Annotated in this window: 15 protein-coding genes; 6 read left to right on the forward strand and 9 right to left on the reverse strand. The window is 66.0% G+C overall.

Annotated features, from left to right (window positions below):
* Positions 1-42 precede the first annotated feature (42 nt).
* From BVE01S_RS08130 to BVE01S_RS08140, 3 genes are all read left to right on the forward strand, one after another.
* Positions 43-774, forward strand: coding sequence for a response regulator (locus BVE01S_RS08130; RefSeq protein ID WP_369814635.1), 732 nt, complete (start codon positions 43-45; stop codon positions 772-774).
* 4 nt (positions 775-778) lie between these two features.
* Positions 779-2,146 carry an ATP-binding protein gene (locus BVE01S_RS08135; RefSeq protein ID WP_066626393.1) on the forward strand — a complete coding sequence of 456 codons (1,368 nt, stop codon included), beginning with the start codon at positions 779-781 and terminating at the stop codon, positions 2,144-2,146.
* Positions 2,147-2,231: 85 nt separating this feature from the next.
* The gene (locus BVE01S_RS08140) at positions 2,232-2,708 is read left to right on the forward strand and encodes a hypothetical protein (RefSeq protein ID WP_066626493.1); all 477 of its coding nucleotides are present in this window, start codon (positions 2,232-2,234) and stop codon (positions 2,706-2,708) included.
* On the opposite strand, the gene BVE01S_RS08145 is transcribed toward BVE01S_RS08140, so the two are convergent.
* The 3 genes from BVE01S_RS08145 to BVE01S_RS08155 form a co-directional block, all read right to left on the reverse strand.
* A complete protein-coding gene (locus tag BVE01S_RS08145; RefSeq protein WP_240612120.1) occupies positions 2,705-3,493 on the reverse strand; it encodes a pyrroline-5-carboxylate reductase family protein in 789 nt (262 codons plus the stop codon). The two genes, BVE01S_RS08140 and BVE01S_RS08145, sit on opposite strands and share 4 nt — an antisense overlap.
* A gap of 17 nt (positions 3,494-3,510) precedes the next feature.
* Positions 3,511-4,014, reverse strand: coding sequence for a type III secretion system chaperone family protein (locus BVE01S_RS08150; RefSeq protein WP_017504503.1), 504 nt, complete (start codon positions 4,012-4,014; stop codon positions 3,511-3,513).
* A gap of 73 nt (positions 4,015-4,087) precedes the next feature.
* Positions 4,088-4,375 carry an accessory factor UbiK family protein gene (locus BVE01S_RS08155; RefSeq protein ID WP_066626402.1) on the reverse strand — a complete coding sequence of 96 codons (288 nt, stop codon included), beginning with the start codon at positions 4,373-4,375 and terminating at the stop codon, positions 4,088-4,090.
* Positions 4,376-4,548: 173 nt separating this feature from the next.
* Between BVE01S_RS08155 and lgt the strand changes: the two genes are divergently transcribed.
* Genes lgt through pgeF form a run of 3 tightly spaced genes read left to right on the forward strand, consistent with a single transcriptional unit; the run spans position 4,549 to position 7,290 of the window.
* Positions 4,549-5,424: a prolipoprotein diacylglyceryl transferase gene (gene lgt / locus BVE01S_RS08160; RefSeq protein WP_066626403.1), complete on the forward strand. Its 876-nt coding sequence runs from the start codon at positions 4,549-4,551 to the stop codon at positions 5,422-5,424.
* Positions 5,421-6,506 carry a class I SAM-dependent methyltransferase gene (locus BVE01S_RS08165; protein ID WP_066626408.1) on the forward strand — a complete coding sequence of 362 codons (1,086 nt, stop codon included), beginning with the start codon at positions 5,421-5,423 and terminating at the stop codon, positions 6,504-6,506. Before lgt ends, BVE01S_RS08165 begins: the two co-directional genes overlap by 4 nt.
* Before the next feature lie 13 nt (positions 6,507-6,519).
* The gene (pgeF, locus tag BVE01S_RS08170; RefSeq protein ID WP_066626410.1) at positions 6,520-7,290 is read left to right on the forward strand and encodes a peptidoglycan editing factor PgeF; all 771 of its coding nucleotides are present in this window, start codon (positions 6,520-6,522) and stop codon (positions 7,288-7,290) included.
* On the opposite strand, the gene lpxC is transcribed toward pgeF, so the two are convergent.
* The 6 genes from lpxC to BVE01S_RS08200 form a co-directional block, all read right to left on the reverse strand.
* Positions 7,287-8,186, reverse strand: a complete 900-nt coding sequence (lpxC, locus tag BVE01S_RS08175; protein ID WP_066626411.1) for a UDP-3-O-acyl-N-acetylglucosamine deacetylase — start codon at positions 8,184-8,186, stop codon at positions 7,287-7,289. The genes pgeF and lpxC overlap by 4 nt on opposite strands.
* A 186-nt stretch (positions 8,187-8,372) precedes the next feature.
* Positions 8,373-9,959: a cell division protein FtsZ gene (gene ftsZ / locus BVE01S_RS08180; protein ID WP_066626413.1), complete on the reverse strand. Its 1,587-nt coding sequence runs from the start codon at positions 9,957-9,959 to the stop codon at positions 8,373-8,375.
* A gap of 265 nt (positions 9,960-10,224) precedes the next feature.
* Positions 10,225-13,314 (reverse strand): TonB-dependent receptor plug domain-containing protein, encoded by a 3,090-nt coding sequence (locus BVE01S_RS08185; protein ID WP_157076446.1) that lies wholly within the window; start codon positions 13,312-13,314, stop codon positions 10,225-10,227.
* Between the two features lie 247 nt (positions 13,315-13,561).
* Entirely contained in the window at positions 13,562-14,896 is a 1,335-nt protein-coding gene (ftsA, locus tag BVE01S_RS08190) for a cell division protein FtsA (protein ID WP_066626418.1), read from the reverse strand.
* Positions 14,897-14,909: 13 nt separating this feature from the next.
* Positions 14,910-15,797: a cell division protein FtsQ/DivIB gene (locus tag BVE01S_RS08195; RefSeq protein ID WP_066626420.1), complete on the reverse strand. Its 888-nt coding sequence runs from the start codon at positions 15,795-15,797 to the stop codon at positions 14,910-14,912.
* Positions 15,785-16,726 carry a D-alanine--D-alanine ligase gene (locus BVE01S_RS08200; protein ID WP_066626424.1) on the reverse strand — a complete coding sequence of 314 codons (942 nt, stop codon included), beginning with the start codon at positions 16,724-16,726 and terminating at the stop codon, positions 15,785-15,787. The genes BVE01S_RS08195 and BVE01S_RS08200 overlap by 13 nt, the downstream gene beginning before the upstream one ends.
* Between the last annotated feature and the right edge of the window lie 51 nt (positions 16,727-16,777).

The raw sequence follows: 16,777 nt of genomic DNA on the forward strand, positions 1-16,777 counted from the left end.
CGCTCAGGTCAACGCCGCAAGCGGGGGAAACGTCGCATGAGCATGACGGAATCGCGTTCGCATGGCCGCTCAGGCCCCATCGCCGGCCCCGGCGTCGGCCGCCATTTGCTGATTGTCGACGACGACGATCGTATCCGCGAACTGCTGAAGGAATTCCTGGCGCGCGAAGGCTATCGCGTGACCGGCGCCGCGCACGCGGCCGCCGCCAAGCGGATGATGGAGCTGATCGAGTTCGACCTGGTCGTGCTGGACGTCATGATGCCGGGCGAAAGCGGCCTGGACCTGACCAGCTGGGTCCGCAACAAGGCCGAATTGTCCAAGACGCCGGTCCTGCTGCTGACCGCGCGCGGCGATCCCGAGGACCGGATCGAGGGCCTGTCGCGCGGCGCCGACGACTACATGTCCAAGCCCTTCGAACCGCGCGAACTGGTGCTCCGCATCGACGCCATCCTGCGTCGCACCGGCGGCAAGCCCATCGGTCCCAAGGAGATCAAGCTGGGCACCGCCGTCTTCGACATGGAACGGCTGGAGCTGAGCCGTGACGGCGCGCCCCAGCGCCTGACCGAAGCCGAGGCCCAGTTGCTCAAGACCCTGGCGCTTCACGCCCATGCGCCGGTCGAGCGGATGAGCCTGTCGCCGGACACCGCCGACATCACCGGCCGCGCCGTGGACGTCCAGGTGACGCGCCTGCGCCGCAAGCTGGAGGTCGATCCCAAGAACCCGCGCTATCTCCAGACGGTGCGCGGCGTCGGCTATATGCTGGCTCCCGACTGAGCCGATGCGGCTTCTGCCCGCCTATCTGTGGCCGCGCTTTCTGAAGCGGCGCCTGCCGACCTCGCTATGGGGCCGGTCGCTGCTGATCATCGTCCTGCCGGTGCTGGTCATGCAAATGGCGGTGACCTGGGTGTTCTTCGACGCCCACTGGCAGACGGTGACCGCGCGCCTGTCCGAAGGCCTGGCGGGCGACATCGCTTGGGCCGTCGAGAGCTATGAGGACGACCCCAGCCCGGCCAACCTGGACAAGCTGGCCAATCGCGCCGAGCGATCCATGTCCCTGTCCATCGTGCTTCAGGATGGGCGCACCCTTCCGACGGAAGAACGCCGCGGCGCCATCGGCGTGGTGGACCGTGTGCTGGACAAGGCCTTGGATGCGCGTCTGGACCGCCCCTACTGGTTCGACACCACCCGCTATCCCGCCTACGTCGACATTCAGGTGCAGGAGCCGCAAGGGGTGCTGCGCATCATCGCCCCGCGCGAGCGCGCGGTGGCGACCCAGGCCCATATCTTCGTCCTGTGGCTGGCGGTGGCGACCGTCCTGCTGATGGGGGTCGCCATCCTGTTCATCCGTAATCAGGTCCGCGCCATCGAGCGTCTGGCCGACGCCGCCGAGGCCTTCGGACGCGGCGAGACCGTGCCTCGGTTCAAGCCGCACGGCGCACGCGAGGTCCGCGCCGCCGCCGTCGCCTTCATGGCCATGCGCGACCGGATTCAACGCCACATCGATCAGCGCACCGCCCTGCTCGCCTCGGTCAGCCACGACCTGCGCACGCCCCTGACCCGTCTGCGTCTCGAACTGGCTCTGGCTCCACCCTTCAAGCGCCAGTCCGCCATGCGCGGCGACCTGGACGAGATGGAGCATATGATCGACGAATACCTCGACTTCGCCCGTGGCGAAGCTGGAGAGCCGCCCAAGCCGGTGTCGATTTCCGACCTGCTGAAGGCGGCCGGAGAGGATGCGAAACGCGCCGGCGCCGAGGTCGAGGTGGTGGTCGCAGAGGGCCTGACCGCCTCGGTTCGCCCCCTCGCCTTCAAGCGCGCCCTGGTGAACCTGGCCGGCAACGCCGCCTCTCACGGCGAGCACGTGCGGCTGTCGGGCCGCGCCCTGGCGTCGGGCGGGCTGGAGATTATCGTCGAGGACGACGGGCCCGGCATTCCCGAAGCCATGTATGACGAGGCCTTCCGACCCTTCTCGCGCCTGGACGAGTCCCGCAACCAGAACCGCAAGGGCGTCGGTTTGGGCCTGGCCATCGCGCGCGATGTGGCGCGCGGCCACGGCGGCGACGTCACCCTGGATCGCAGCGAACTGGGCGGGTTGAAAGCGACGATCCGCATCCCCGGCGCGGTCACCGTTGCCGAGTCCGCTTAAGGCATGAAAGCTTTCGTCGGCAGGGTCTGGCGGAACGGCGCTGCAAGGGTCATCTTGAGGGCGACAGGGCTTGGAGATGATTTCGATGCGTAAACTCGCCTTCTTTGCACCTCTGGCCGCGACACTCGCCATCGCCGCCATGGCTCAGGCTCAAGCGCCGACGGTGAACGTCACGGTCGGGCCGCAGCTTCAGCGCGAGGTCGAAAAGCTCGGCGACCGCGAGGTCAACGAACAGATCGCCGGCCTTCAGGCCGAGGTCGGCAAGGCCTTGGCCCAGCGTTATCCAGGCGCGACCGCCAATCTGGTCCTGGTCGACCTGAGGCCCAACCGGCCGACGTTCGAACAGGTCCGTCAGACGCCCGGCCTCGACCCGATCCGCAGCGTGTCGATCGGCGGCGCGGCCATCAAGGGTGAGATCGTGATGGCGGACGGGGTGACGCGGCCCGTGGACTATTCCTATTTCACGCCCAGCATCAACGACGTCTGGGGCTACAGCGTCTGGCGCGACGCTGACCGCGCGTTCGAGCGCTTCGGCGATCAGATTGAGCGCGGACGCTTCTAGCCCATCTCGCGGTTGCGTCTGACCGCCGCCGCGACCGTGTCGTCCAGCATCGCCGTGAGGCGGCCGTCCCTCGCCATGGCGTCAAGCCCGGCGCGGGTCGAGCCGCCAGGCGAGGCGATGCGGCCGATCAGGGCCTCCAGCCCGTCGTCACCCATGGAGTCGGCTGCGGACCTCAGGGTCGCGCGCGCCAGCACATCGGCCGTCGCCGCATCCAGACCCGCCGCCTCCCCGGCCCGCGCCAGCGCTTCGGTGAAGGCGTAGAAATAGGCTGCGCCCGAGCCGGCCACCGCTGTCGCCGCATCCATCAGCGCCTCGTCGGCCAGCACGACCGTCTCGGCCATCGGCTCGAACAATGCCCGCCCGATGCCCTCGGCGCGCGTATCCGCCGACCAGACCGAGGCCACGCCGCGCCCGCGCGACACACCGGTCGTCGGCATCACCCGCACGATGGGCCAGCCTCCCAGGCCTTCGGCCAAAGTCGGCGCCGTCACGCCCGCCATGACCGACAGGATGACGGCCCGGTCGTTCAGGAACGGCGCCAGCGGAGCCATGACCTCGCGCCACATGGCCGGTTTGACCGCCAGAACGATTACCGCCGCCTCGGTCAGGACCTCCAGCGGCGGATTGACCCGCGCGCCCTTGGCCCGCGCCATCTCGGCCGCTGGCTTTTCTGACGGGCTGAGAATGACCAGGTCGGATGCCGCCACCGTCTCGGTCAGCAGCCAGCCTTCCAGGATGGCCGAGCCCAGCCGGCCGCAGCCGACCAGAACAACGGGACCCGGCACAGATGCCGCGCTTGGCATCAGGCGGTGCCGACGGTCTCGAACAGGCAGGCGTCGATCGCCTCCTGGGGCTTCTTGTTCCCGCGCACCATGAAGTCGAAGGCGGGGTAGTAGCGATCCGAAGCCTCGATGGCCGCGTCGATCATCGACGCAGCCTGAGCCAGGGTCGGGCGCTCGCCCATCGGCAAGGCCAGCGAATGACGGAAGACGATCTCCCCGTCCTCGGCCCAGACTTCGAAATGGCCCATCCAGGTGCGCTGGTTGATCAGACCGACCAGTTCATAGGCCGCCGTCTTGCGGCTCTTGGCCACCTTCAGATCCAGCGCGCAGCACAGCTGAAGACAGTCGCCCTCGGGGCGCCAGGCGAACCATAGCTCATAGTCCTTCCAATCGCCGGCCAGAGCAAAGGCGAGGTCGCCGTCGTCGGTGCGGTCGAACGGAAGATTCTCGGCCGTGAGCACATGCTCGACGACCTCAAGCGGGTCGAAGGGCACGTCCACTTCCTCGGGCCGGGCGATGTCCATCAAGTGTCTTTCACGCTGCGTCCGCGAGAATCGCGGGCGTTAACAGAACGGTAAGCCTGTTCGCAGATTCGGCTCAACCGGCTGCGTCCCCGGGTTGAGTTCCATCTGTGGACGTTCCTTTCACGGGCTTTTCAGCCGGCTTTTGGGCGGCCTTCAGCTCTGCGATCTCAGCCCGCAGAGCCGCGATCTCGTCCTTCAGAACATCAAACTCGTCGCGACGGACCAGGTCCATTTCAGCGGCGATCCGGTCGGCCTGGGCGCGCCAGGCGGTCTTGGCCTCTTCGCCTGCGGCCTGCGCCAGGCCCATGGCGCCGGTCGTCAGCTTGGCGAACTCGTCCAGAATGGGATTGCGGGTCTGCATGGCGGCTCCGACCTCAACGTCGTTAACGAAGGTTCACCGACTATGGTGAACGAAACCTTTCTTTCTGCTGCTTCGCGGGCGCCATCAAGGCGTCGTGATGCGTCTTCACAGGCGACGACGGCGGCGACGCTTGCTAAACCGCTGTCAAAGACAGTCCCGCACAGGAACGCCCATTGCCCTTTCCCGAATTCGATCCGGTCCTGATCCACCTCGGACCGCTTCCGATCCGCTGGTACGCCCTGGCCTATGTCGCCGGCATCGTGCTGGGCTGGTGGTACGCCGCCCGTCTGGCCAAGACCCAGCGGCTGTGGGCGCCCGGCAAGCCGCCCGTCACCACGACGCAACTGGACGACCTGGTGCTGTGGATCGTGCTGGGCATCATCCTGGGCGGCCGCCTCGGCTACGCCCTCTTCTACAAGCCGGCCATGTACGGCCAGCTGTTCACCGGCCAGACGCTCGGCGAACGGTTTGAACTGTTCCAGCTGTGGACCGGCGGCATGAGCTTCCACGGCGGCTTCCTGGGCGTCTGCCTGGCCATCGTCCTCTATGCCCGGTCGCAGAAGATCGACATGCTGCGCCTCGGCGATCTGGTCGCGCCCGTCGTGCCGATCGGCCTGATGTTCGGTCGCCTGGCCAACTTCATCAACGGCGAGCTGTGGGGCCGCGAGACGACCGTCCCCTGGGCCGTGCGCTTCTGCAACGCCCGCATCGAACAGATGTACGGCTTCTGCCCCGCGGGCGATGCGCCCCGCCACCCCAGCCAGCTCTATGAGGCGGGTCTTGAGGGGATCATCCTCTTCTCCGTCCTTTCGATGGCGATCTGGAAGTTCGGCCTGCTGAAGAAGCCCGGCTATATCACGGGCCTGTTCCTGGTCGGCTATGGCGTCTGCCGTGCGGCGCTGGAGAATGTGCGCGAGCCGGATATCGGCATGCCAGATTTCCCGTTCGGCCTGACCATGGGAATGATGCTGTCGATCCCGATGATCCTGGTCGGCGCCTGGCTGATCTGGCGCGCGTGGAAGCGTCCGCCGGCTGCCGCCGACGCATGAGCGAGGCCGAAACCCTCAAAGCCCGTCTGGCGCGCGAGATCGCCCTGACGGGTCCGATGACGGTCGCCGACTACGTGACCCGCTGCCTGCACGATCCCAAGGGCGGCTACTATGCATCGCGTCCGGACTTGGGCGCGCGTGGCGACTTCATCACCGCCCCTCTGGTCAGCCAGATGTTCGGCGAACTGATCGGACTGTGGGCGGTCGAAACCTGGAACCGGCTGGGCGCGCCCGAGCGGTTCCGCCTGGTCGAGGTCGGCCCTGGCGACGGCACATTGATGAGCGACGCCTTGCGCGCTGCCCGCCTGGTCCCGGGCTTTCTCGAAGCCTGCGATCTGATCCTGATCGAACCCAGCGCCCCCTTGCGCGACCTCCAGGCCAGGGCCCTGGCCGACGCCGACCTGTCGCCGCGCTGGGTCCGCAGCCTGACGGCGATCGAGACCGACGCCCCTGTCATCTTGATTGCCAACGAAGTGTTGGACTGCATGCCCGCCCGCCAGTTCGTCCGCACCGACGGCGGCTGGGCCGAGCGCCGCATTGGCGTCACAGACGAAGGCGACCTGATGTTTGGCCTGACCGCCATTTCCGGCGGTTTTCAGAAGCCGGACTTCGAGATCGCGCCAGGCGGCATTCTGGAAATTTCGGATCAGCAGGCGGTCTTCGGCCGCGACCTCGGCCTGTTGATGAAGGCCGCCTCGGGCGCCGCTCTGCTGATCGACTATGGCCGCGCCCGCCCCGAAGCCGGCGACACGCTCCAGGCCTTGCGTCGTCACCAGAAGGTCGATCCCCTCGCAACGCCAGGCGAAGCCGACCTGACCCAATGGGCCGACTTCCCCCTGGTGCTGGAAGCCGCGGTGCGAACCGGCGCCGACGTCACCGGCAGCCTGCCCCAAGGCGAGTTCCTACGCCGGCTGGGCATCGAGGCGCGCGCCGAGGCGCTGAAAGCCGGCCGGCCCGCCGCCTCCGGCGTCATTGCGCGCCAGCTGGATCGGCTGACCGGCGACGACCAGATGGGAACCCTGTTCAAGGCCGCCGCCATCTTCGCCCCCCGATCCCTGGTCGTCCCCGGCTGGGACGCCTGATATAGGTGGGGGCATGAGCGATCTGGCCCCCATCACCCACCCGCTTTTGACCGCCGCCGGCATCGCCCACGGCTTCTTCACCCGTGCGGGCGGCGTCTCGACCGGCCTCTATGAAGGGTTGAACGCCGGCGTCGGCTCCAAGGACGACCCAGCCGCCGTCGCCGAAAACCGCCGGCGTGTCGCGGGCCATTTCAACGCCGACCCGGACCATCTGAATGGCTGCTATCAAATCCATTCCGCCGTGGCGCGTGTGGCGGAAGGTCCCTGGCATGGCGACCGGCCAGAGGGCGACGCCGTCGTCTCGGCCGAGCCCGGTCTGCTGTGTTCGGTCCTGACCGCCGACTGCGCGCCGATCCTGATGGCCGATCCCGAGACGCGCATCGTCGCCGCCGTCCACGCCGGCTGGAAAGGCGCGCTGGGCGGCGTCATCCACTCCGCCGTTTCCGCCATGCAGGCCCTGGGCGCCGAGCCTCGGCGGGTGGTCGCCGCCGTCGGCCCCTGCATCGCGCCCGCCAGCTATGAGGTCGGCGTCGATTTCGAAGATCGCTTCACCCACCACGATCCTGGCAGCGACCGCTTCTTCCACCCCGGAGAGACCGCTGACAAACGCCAGTTCGACCTGCCCGGCTTTGTCCTTTGGCGGCTGCAGCAGGCGGGGGTCGGCCAGGCCGTCTGGACCGGGCACGACACCTGCGCGGACGCAGAGCGGTTCTATTCGAACCGTCGCGCCTTCCAGCACGGCGAGCCGGACTTCGGTCGATTGATTGCGGTGATCGGGGCTTAACCCGCGCGCGCCAGCTCCGGCACACGGGTCACTTCACGCCAGGCGTGCGGGGCGGCGAGCAGGGCGCGGACCAGCTTGTTATTCAGGGCGTGACCGGCCTTGTAGCCTTCGTAGCGACCCAGCAGCGGCGCGCCGAGGACATACAGGTCGCCGATGGCGTCCAGCGCCTTGTGACGGACGAACTCGCGTTCCATGCGCAGGCCGCCGGGATTCAAAATCTCGTCGCCGTCGATGACCACGGCGTTCTCCAGCGAGCCGCCCCGCGCCAGACCCGCCTTGCGCAACGCCTCGACCTCATGGGCGAAACCGAAGGTGCGGCAGGCCATGATCTCCTTGCGGAAGGTCGGTTCGTCCACGACGAAGTCGATCACTTGATTGCCGATCACTGCCGAGGGGAAGTCGATCTCGAACCGCATCTCGTAGCGGTCGCACGGCATCAGGGCCGCATGCTTGTCGCCCTCGACGACATGGACCGTTTCCAGGATCTCGATATAGCGCTGCGGCGTCGGCTGCGGTCGGAAACCGGCCCGATCCAGCAGCTTCACAAACTCCAGCGCCGAACCGTCCAGGATCGGCAGCTCCGGTCCGTCGACCTCGACCACGGCGTTCGACACGCCCAGTGCGGCGAAAGCGGCCATCAAATGCTCGATCGTCGACAGGCGAACGCCCGCGCCATTCTCGATCATGGTGTTCAGGCGGGCGTCAACGACGGCCTCGCCCGACACCGGAATGCGGTTGTCGCCGTCGGTGATGTCGGTGCGCACGAAGACGATGCCCGTGCCCGATGGCGCAGGCCGAACCGCCAGCCGCACCCGGCGGCCGGTGTGCACCCCGACCCCAGCGATGATGGCCGGGGCGACGATGGTGCGTTCGTGATGGTCGCTTCTGACCGACAAACCTGAACTCGCTCTTTCCTTTGCGCGCCGCACGCCGTGCGGATTGCGCCCTGGGTTTCATCTAGCGGTCATGCCGCAAGCGCGAAATCAAAGTCCGGTTTCGGATTGTTTCGGTCTGAGACACATCCGAGAACGAGAAACGCCCCGGAGGCGGACTCCGGGGCGTTTGGTCGTCATTTGGGACGTTTAGTTGGCCAGACGGCGGAGAAAGGATGGGATTTCCAGGTCGTCATCGGCCTGTCCCGCCTCCGGTTCTGGGTGTTGGACCGGTTGAGCCGAAGAGCGCGCCTGATGCGACGATTGCGGCGCATAGGACATATCTTGCTGAGGCTGGGTGCGCTTGCCGCGACCAAACAGGCTCCAGCCGCTGCGGCGGTGGTCACGGTCGTCGTAACCATCGTCGGCTTGGGGCTGCTGGGCCGCAGGCGCGGAGCGCTCATAGAGATCGCCTTGCGGCGCGACGCGCGGGGCCGGCGCGCGGGTTTCATATTCCTCGACCCAAGGATCAACGATGGGGTCCAGAGCGCGCGGCTGCGGCTCGGCGACGCGGATCACCGGCTCGGGGCGCGGTTCCGGTTCGCGAGCGGCAGGGGTCTGAAAGGTCGGCACAACCGGCGCCGCCTCGATGCGGGGCTCAGGCGCGCGCGGGGCTTCTGCGCGAACGGGCTCGCGATAGGTGTCGCGGGTCGGTTCCGGGGCGCGCGAGGCTTGCGTGCCATACAGACCGCCAGCCGAGCGGCGCGCGTCATGACCGGCCAGCGGCGCGCTGACGGCCGGCGGGGCGATGGGTTCGATGCGACGCACTTCGCCCTCGTCCATGCCGGTCGCGACGACCGAGACGCGGATCTTGCCATCCAGGGCAGGGTCGAAAGCGGCGCCGAAGATGATGTTGGCGTCGCCGTCCACTTCCGCGCTGATGGCGTTGGCGGCCTCGTCGACTTCCAGCAGCGTCATGTCCAGACCGCCGGTGATGTTCACCAGCACGGCCTTGGCGCCCTTCAGGCTGGTCTCGTCCAGCAGCGGGTTGGCGATGGCGTTCTGGGCCGCCAGCAGCGCGCGGTCGTCGCCGGTAGCCTCGCCCGTGCCCATCATCGCCTTGCCCATCTCGGACATGACGGCGCGCACGTCAGCGAAGTCCAGGTTGATCAGGCCCGGCAGGATCATCAGGTCGGTGATCGAGCGTACGCCCGAGTGCAGGACCTGATCGGCCATGCCGAAGGCGTCGGCGAAGGTCGTGCGCTCATTGGCGACGCGGAACAGGTTCTGGTTCGGGATGACGATCAGGGTGTCGACATAGCGTTGCAGCTCGGCGACGCCCGCGTCGGCCAGACGCATGCGGTGACGCCCTTCAAAGGTGAAGGGCTTGGTCACGACGCCGACGGTCAGGATGCCGCGATCACGCGCGCATTTGGCGATGACAGGGGCCGCGCCGGTGCCGGTGCCGCCGCCCATGCCGCAGGTGATGAAGACCATGTGCGCACCTTCCAGGTGCTGATGGATCTCGTCAGCGGACTCCTCCGCGGCGTTCATGCCGACTTCGGGGTGGGCGCCGGCGCCCAGGCCTTGGGTGATGGTCTCGCCCAGTTGGATACGGCGATCGGTCTTGGCGAAGCTGAGGTGCTGCGCGTCGGTGTTGGCCACGACGAACTCGACCCCTTCAAGGCCGGCGTCGATCATATTGTTCACGGCGTTGCCGCCAGCGCCGCCGACGCCGAACACGACGATGCGGGGCTTCAGTTCAGTGTGTTGCGGCTTGACCAATGAGAGCGACATTTTCTGTTTCCGACCTGCTGACCCGCCCCTTCAAACCAACCGACCGCCCCGCCGAATCGCTTTGGTTATGAGCGCGTTAAGGATTGCGCCCATGAAGGTTAAGAGAAGGTTACGGCGATAATGTGAGTCGGACCGAAGAACACCCCAAACCGGAAGCGTTGCCGCTGATTTGTCGAAAATCGTGAAGTCGTTCGGCTGATGGTCGCAATTGAAAATGGGCGGAAGACGTTTCCGTCTTCCGCCCACTTCAAGAACCTACGACAGCTTAGAAGCTGACGCGCGCGCCCATCACGAAGCGACGTCCCAGGCCATCATAGACAGCCGGTTCGGTCGTCCAGCCGGTCGGTTGGCCATAGCCTTGGCCAATATAGACATACTCATCGAAGATGTTGTCGACGCCGGCGAAGACCGTGGCCTTCGGCGTGACGGCGTAGCGAACCTGCAGATCCGAGAAGGTCTTCAGGCCGATGTAGCCGCTGACATCGTTGTCGGCGCAGTCGTCGAGGTCGAAGTAGCAGCTTTCGCCGACGAACTGGGTTTGCCACGACACCGTCAGAGCATTGCGACGGTACAGCAGATCCAGTTGAGCCTTGTTCTTCGACAGGCCCGTGGTGCCTGCCGACTCAACCAGCTCCGCACCCGGCAACGGCGAAGTCTTGTACTCGTCGAGGTGCTGATAAGTCAGGCTGGCGACAAGCGTACCCCAGTTGCCACCGAAGTTGCGGGTGACGGGGAAGTTGTCGAAGTCAAACGTGTAGCTGGCCTGAACGTCGATACCGCTGGTCTTGAACGTTCCCAGGTTCTGCGTTTGGGAGTTCAGTTCACGCATTGCGCCGACCTGCGCCGTACCAGATGCGTAACGAATGACGGACTGACAGAACGGGCTGGACGCGTTGTAGACGCCGCCGCTGTTGACATAGCATTCGTTCAAGCTGGTGCCGCGCGCCAAGTTGGCGATGATGTCGTCGATTTCGATGTTGAAGTAATCGACCGACAGCGAGAAGGGCGACAGCCAGTCATACCAATCCGCATTGAACAGAACACCGCCGGTGATGCTGGTGCTCTTTTCTTGGCTCAGGTTCGGGTTGCCGCTGTTGAAGCCGCCCGTGCCTTGTGCCTCGGCTTGGGTTTGAGCGAACACGCCGTCACGGGCGACACGCGCCGCCAGGGTAGGATCCGCCAAGCAGGCCCGGGCCTGATCGCTTCCGATCGTCGATGCATTGACACCACTGGCGGCGACGTTCGACGGGTTGGCGATGTCCACACGCGTGTTCGTAAACGCAGCTTGGCCACCCGAGGTCGTCAAACCGCGGCAGGGATCAAGGTTGGTCGGGAAGGTCTGCGACCGGCCCGAGAACAACTCGCTGATGTTCGGGGCACGCACAGCGACCGAATACTGCGAGCGGAACTTAATCCAGTCCGTTGGCATATACTCCAGCGACGCAGCCCAGGCTTCGGTGTTGCCGACGGTCGAATAATCCGAGAGGCGGCCCGACAGGTTCAGGTCGAGTTGATGCGCGAACGGCATGTCGCGAAGCAGCGGCACGCGCAGTTCGGCGAAGCCTTCGATGACCTTGAAATCACCCTTGGTTTCAGGGGCGATGTTGCCGCTGGCCAAGCCTTGCTGAAGCGTGGAGTCAGGTGTGTTGCGCGACTCTTCACGACGGTATTCCGAACCCACGACGAACTGGATGGGACCAGCCGGCAGTTCGAAGAGATCGCCGCTCAGGAAGCCGTTCAGAACCTTCTGATCGACGAAGGAGTCGAACGAGTTCTGAACCTTGATGTAGTTGACCACGCCCTGCGACGCGCCACCTTCCTCGAAGATACGGAACGGCGTACAGCCACGAGCACGCTCTGCGATATTGCGGCAAGCCAGCACGCCGCCGCCCGTGTCGACCACGTCGAGCGTATTGATCAGGCGATCCTTGAGAATACCGCCGTTCGTGAGCTGCTGCTCCGAGCTGCGGCCCCAGTTACCGCTGATTTCATACTTGAGGTTCATCGAACCCGGAAGCTCGCCCTCCAGGCCAGCAACGACGCGGAACAGGTCGCGGGTCGCTTCGTTCTGACGGTTGCCGAACTCGGTCATGCGGCGTTGGAAGCCAACGACGCGCTGAGCGTCGGTCAGACCGGGAGTGCGATCACGAACCGCTTGACGGATGGACTCGGGAACGATCGCGCTGACCAGGGGAATACCATAAAGGCAGCCGGTGGCCGAGCACTGCGGGTTCAAACCAACGTCTTGCGCGTCGCGGAAGATGTCTGCGCCTGAAACGGGGCTCGGCTCGATGTCGCTCTTGGTTTGGCCGCGGTAGTACGACCCTTCGAAGAAGAAGCGATTGTTGTCGTTGAAGTCATACAGCGCCTGGCCGGAGAACTGCAGCGCCGTATTCGGCACGTACAGCTGACGGGAGCCCTGACGGTTAAAGCCGTCGGTGGCAGCAGCATACGGGCGTTGAGCGCCAGTCGTCGGCTCATAGACGCGGTTCGAGTTGTTCAGGCCGATGCCGGGGACAATCGCCACGCCACGCGGAATGAAGCTCGAACCAAAGAAGTAGCGCGTTTCGCCGAAGGTGCCGTCCGCGAAGTTCAGACCACCTAGGCCGTCACGATCCATGCCACGGTCGGCGCGATCACGGGCGTAGACGGCCTTGTTTTCCTGATAGGACAGGGTGCCGACGAAATTGCCGCGATCATCGGCGAAGTTCGAACCAAACTTGGTGCCAACCTTGTAGTTCTCGCGATCGCCACGATCGGTGATGCCGTACTGACCGAAGAGTTGGAACCCTTCGTAATCCTTGTCCGTGATGATGTTCACCACGCCGGCCAAGGCGTCAGAACCATAGATCGAGGAGGCACCGCCGGTGACGACGTCAACGCGGTCGATGAACTCGGTCGGCAGGCTGTTGAAGTCGACAACTTGCGTGCCCGGCAGACCGGCAACGAAGCGACGGCCGTTCACCAGAACGAGGGTGCGGTCTTCGCCGAGGTTGCGAAGGTTGACCGTCGCAACGCCGTTGCCTTGCGTGAAGAAGTTGGAATTGGTGGGCGTCAGCGAGGAAACGCCTGCGGCGGGCAAGGTGCGGAGGATTTCGCCCAGGTTCACTTCACCCGTGTTTTCGATGGCCTCGGACGACACGACCTGCACCTGGGTAGGCGCGTCTTGGTTCGGGCGGACGATGCGCGAACCGGTGACGACGATTTCGCCGACTTCGGTTGCGTCTTGGCTGCCGGAGGTCGATTGCGCGAACGAAGGCGCAGCGACGGCCAGAACGCCGGCAAGAATCGTCGTCCCAAAAAGATATTGTCGTTTCAAATGCATTTTGTGGCCCCAATGGAATGTAGCGAACAACAGCAATCCACACCCCAATCCCGGATGCGCGCTTGAGCGTCTCGTCTAATGCATTCCAACGGAACGGCAAGCTTTGTGACCGAAATCCGGCCACCACGCGTCGGGACTGTTACAGTCGAGCAACAGTTTGATTTCGGAAAAATGCAATCGGATTGCGTGTACAGCGTACACGCAGCCGGTGTTTGCCGTGACGCCTCAAAAGATTATCGGCGCCCTCACGAGGAGCGCCAAGCGCCAAGTGCTCGTGTCAGAGATTATCTCTGAGCCAGCCAGCCACACGTCCCACCACGTTTCCACGGTGGATTCGCGGCGCATCCGCAGCGGTGATCTGGCGCGCCATCAGCTTCCTGGCCGACACCGCCTCGCGCGGGCCGTAGGCGGCGCGGAGAAGGACGCCCGCGGTGGCGCAGAAGGCGGGGCCGGAGGCGGCGTCGGCCAAATGTGGCGCCCGTTGGGGTTTTCCGAGGCGGACGGGACGGTCGAAGACGCGTACCGCCAGCTCACGCACGCCGTTAAGCTGGCTGGCCCCGCCTGTCAGAACGAGGCCCGCGCCGGGCTCCAGGCCGACGCCGGCATTTTTCAGCCGATCACGGAGCAGTTCGAGGGTTTCCTCGACGCGGGGGGCGATGACGGTCTTCAGCATGGCGCGCGGGACGATGACGGGTCCCGCCGAGGCGTCCTCGCCGCGCGGCGGGGCCTCCAGCATTTCGCGGTCTTCGTTGGCGCTGGCCATGGCCGAGCCGTGAAGGGTCTTGAGCCGTTCGGCGCCGGCCTTGGACGTCGACAGGCCGCGCGCGATGTCCGAGGTGACGTGGTCGCCGCCGACGTTCAGACTTTCGATATGCAGCAGGGAGCGGCCGCCCCAGACGGCGGCGCTAGTCGAGCCGCCGCCCATGTCGATGCAGACGGCGCCCAGGTCCATCTCGTCCTCTTCCAGCGCGGCCAGGGACGAGACGACGGGTGCGGCGGCGACGCCTTGCAGGTCGAGGTGAGCCAGCTCCAGGCAGTGGCTGAGGGTCGTAAAGACGTTCTCGGCCATCGAGACGACCAACAGATCAAGCCCCAGAGAACCGCCCCGCATCGAACGCGGATCATGCACGCCCCGCGCGCCGTCGACCGACCAGGCGATGGGCAGGACGTGGATCGGGCGACGGTTGGGCAGGCGGATCTGGGCCAGAGCCATGCCGATGGCGCGCGCCAGATCGGCGTCGCCGACCGGATTGGCGCCAAGCGAGACGCGGGCCTGCACCCGGTGGCTGGCCATTTGGCCGATAGCCGTGGTGACGACGACGCCGGAAACCGGGCTCTGGGCGGCGCGCTCGGCGCGTTCGACGGCGTGACCGATGGCCTGGGCGGCCTCATCCATGTTGATGATCGCCCCGCCCCTCACGCCCTTGGACTGGACGTGGCTGGCGCCCGCGACGCGGATGGTGCGGTCTGCGTGACGCACGCCGTCCGGCTTCATGATGAAGCACGAGACCTTGGACTGGCCGATGTCCAGCGCAGCGACCACGGGCGCACGACCGGCGCGAGGATCAATGCCCCGACCGTGATCATTCGCCGCGCCGCGTTGCTTGGTCATGTCTCTATGGTCCTTAGGCGTCGCCGGCGGGTCGCACGGCGACCTCGTCGGGGGTTCTGAGATCGACGCGGGCGAAGCCCAGGTCGAGCAGGCGTTCGCGCTGGTCCAGCGCATCGAGGCGGATCAAAGCCGCCTCCTGTTCGGTGGCAGGCAGTTGGATCAGGCTGCCGTCCTTCAGACGCAGGTCCCAGCGGCGCTCGTCCACGCGCACCAGGGCGTCCACCATCCCCATCAGTCGCGGGCGTTGGGCCAGCAGTGGCAGGATTTCGCCCGCCGCCACATCGGCGCCCTTGCCCACGACGAGCGGCAAGGTCGGATAGCGACGCGCGTCCGCGCCGTCGATGACTTGGCCCCGGTTGTCGATGACCTTGATCTGACCGGCCTCCTGCCAGACGGCCAGGCGGTCGTGTTCCTTGACCTCGATGATCAGAGTGTCGGGCAACAGGCGCACCACGCGCGCTTCCTTGACCCAACCCACGCCCTGAACTCGCGTGCGAATGGCGTCCAGATCCAGGCTGGTGATCGGCTGACCAGAATACAGGCCGAGCGCGCGCTGGATCGCCGGCTCGGCCTCGGGCGAGGCGCCGGTGATGTGCACCCGCTTGAGCGTCAGGCCCATGCCGGCCGTCACATTATCCAGGCCATGCGAAACCGAGGCGCCGATCCGCTCGGCGCGGGCGCCCGTGGCCAGAACCCCGACCAGCAGCAGCGCGCCGGCGCCCAGGGCGATCACGGCGGTGCGTGGCGAAATATCGACACGGCCGATGGCGGCCATCTTGCCGGGAACGGCGGACGCGTTCTGGGCCCCGCTGCGCGACCGTCCCCCGCCTTTGGAAGCCGAACCGCGCTGTGGAGCCTGATTAGAACCCTGTCGCCGACCGCCGCGAACTACCGCGGGCATGAGGCGTCCTCCACCATCCACCGAACCAGATCGTCATAGCTCATCCCGGTATGGGCGGCCTGCTCGGGCGCGAGCGAAGTCGGGGTCATGCCGGGCTGGGTATTGACCTCCAACAGGACCAGATCGTCCTTAACATCATCATAACGGAAGTCGGATCGCGACACGCCGCGGCAGCCCATGGCGACATGCGCCGCCTCCGCCTGACGCAGCGCCTGTTCGAACACATGCGGCGGCAGGACGGCCGGCAGGACGTGCACCGATCCGCCCGGCGCATACTTGGCCTCATAGTCATAGAAGCCCTTGGTCGGGGTGATGTCGGTGACCGTCAGGGCGCGCGGTCCGGCCGGTTCGCCCAGCACGGTGACGCACAGCTCCTTGCCGGCGATATAGGGCTCGACGACGACCTGCTCGCCGTAAGCCCAGCCCGGCTCCCCCACTTCGGAAACCGGACGGTTGGCGCCTTCGCGCACCAGGAAGACGCCGACCGACGAGCCCTCGGCATTCGGCTTAACCACATAGGGCGGGTCGATGACGTGGCGGCTGGCGACTTCGTGACGATCGTAGAGACCACCGCCCGGCACCTTAATGCCGGCCGCCCGCAGCACGGCCTTGGACTTGTCCTTGTCCATCGCCAGGGCAGAGGCCAGCACGCCGGAATGGGTGTAGGGAATCCGCAGGGTCTCCAGCACGCCCTGAACACAGCCGTCTTCGCCCCAAGCGCCGTGCAGACAGTTCAACACCACATCGGGCTTGATCAGACCCGAAAGCACATTGGCCAGGTCGCGCCCGGCGTCCACACGACTGACGCGCACGCCCTGCCGCTCAAGCGCCTGCGCGCACTGCTCGCCCGACGAGAGGGACACCTCCCGCTCTGCGGAAAGGCCGCCCAGTAGGACGGCGACATGAAGATCTTTGAAATCGCGGGCCATGACGCCTTGGATTGGGGCCTACATGTTTAACAGGCCGTCAACCATTCACGT

Source organism: Brevundimonas vesicularis NBRC 12165, assembly GCF_001592205.1.
Taxonomy (GTDB): Bacteria; Pseudomonadota; Alphaproteobacteria; order Caulobacterales; family Caulobacteraceae; genus Brevundimonas; species Brevundimonas vesicularis.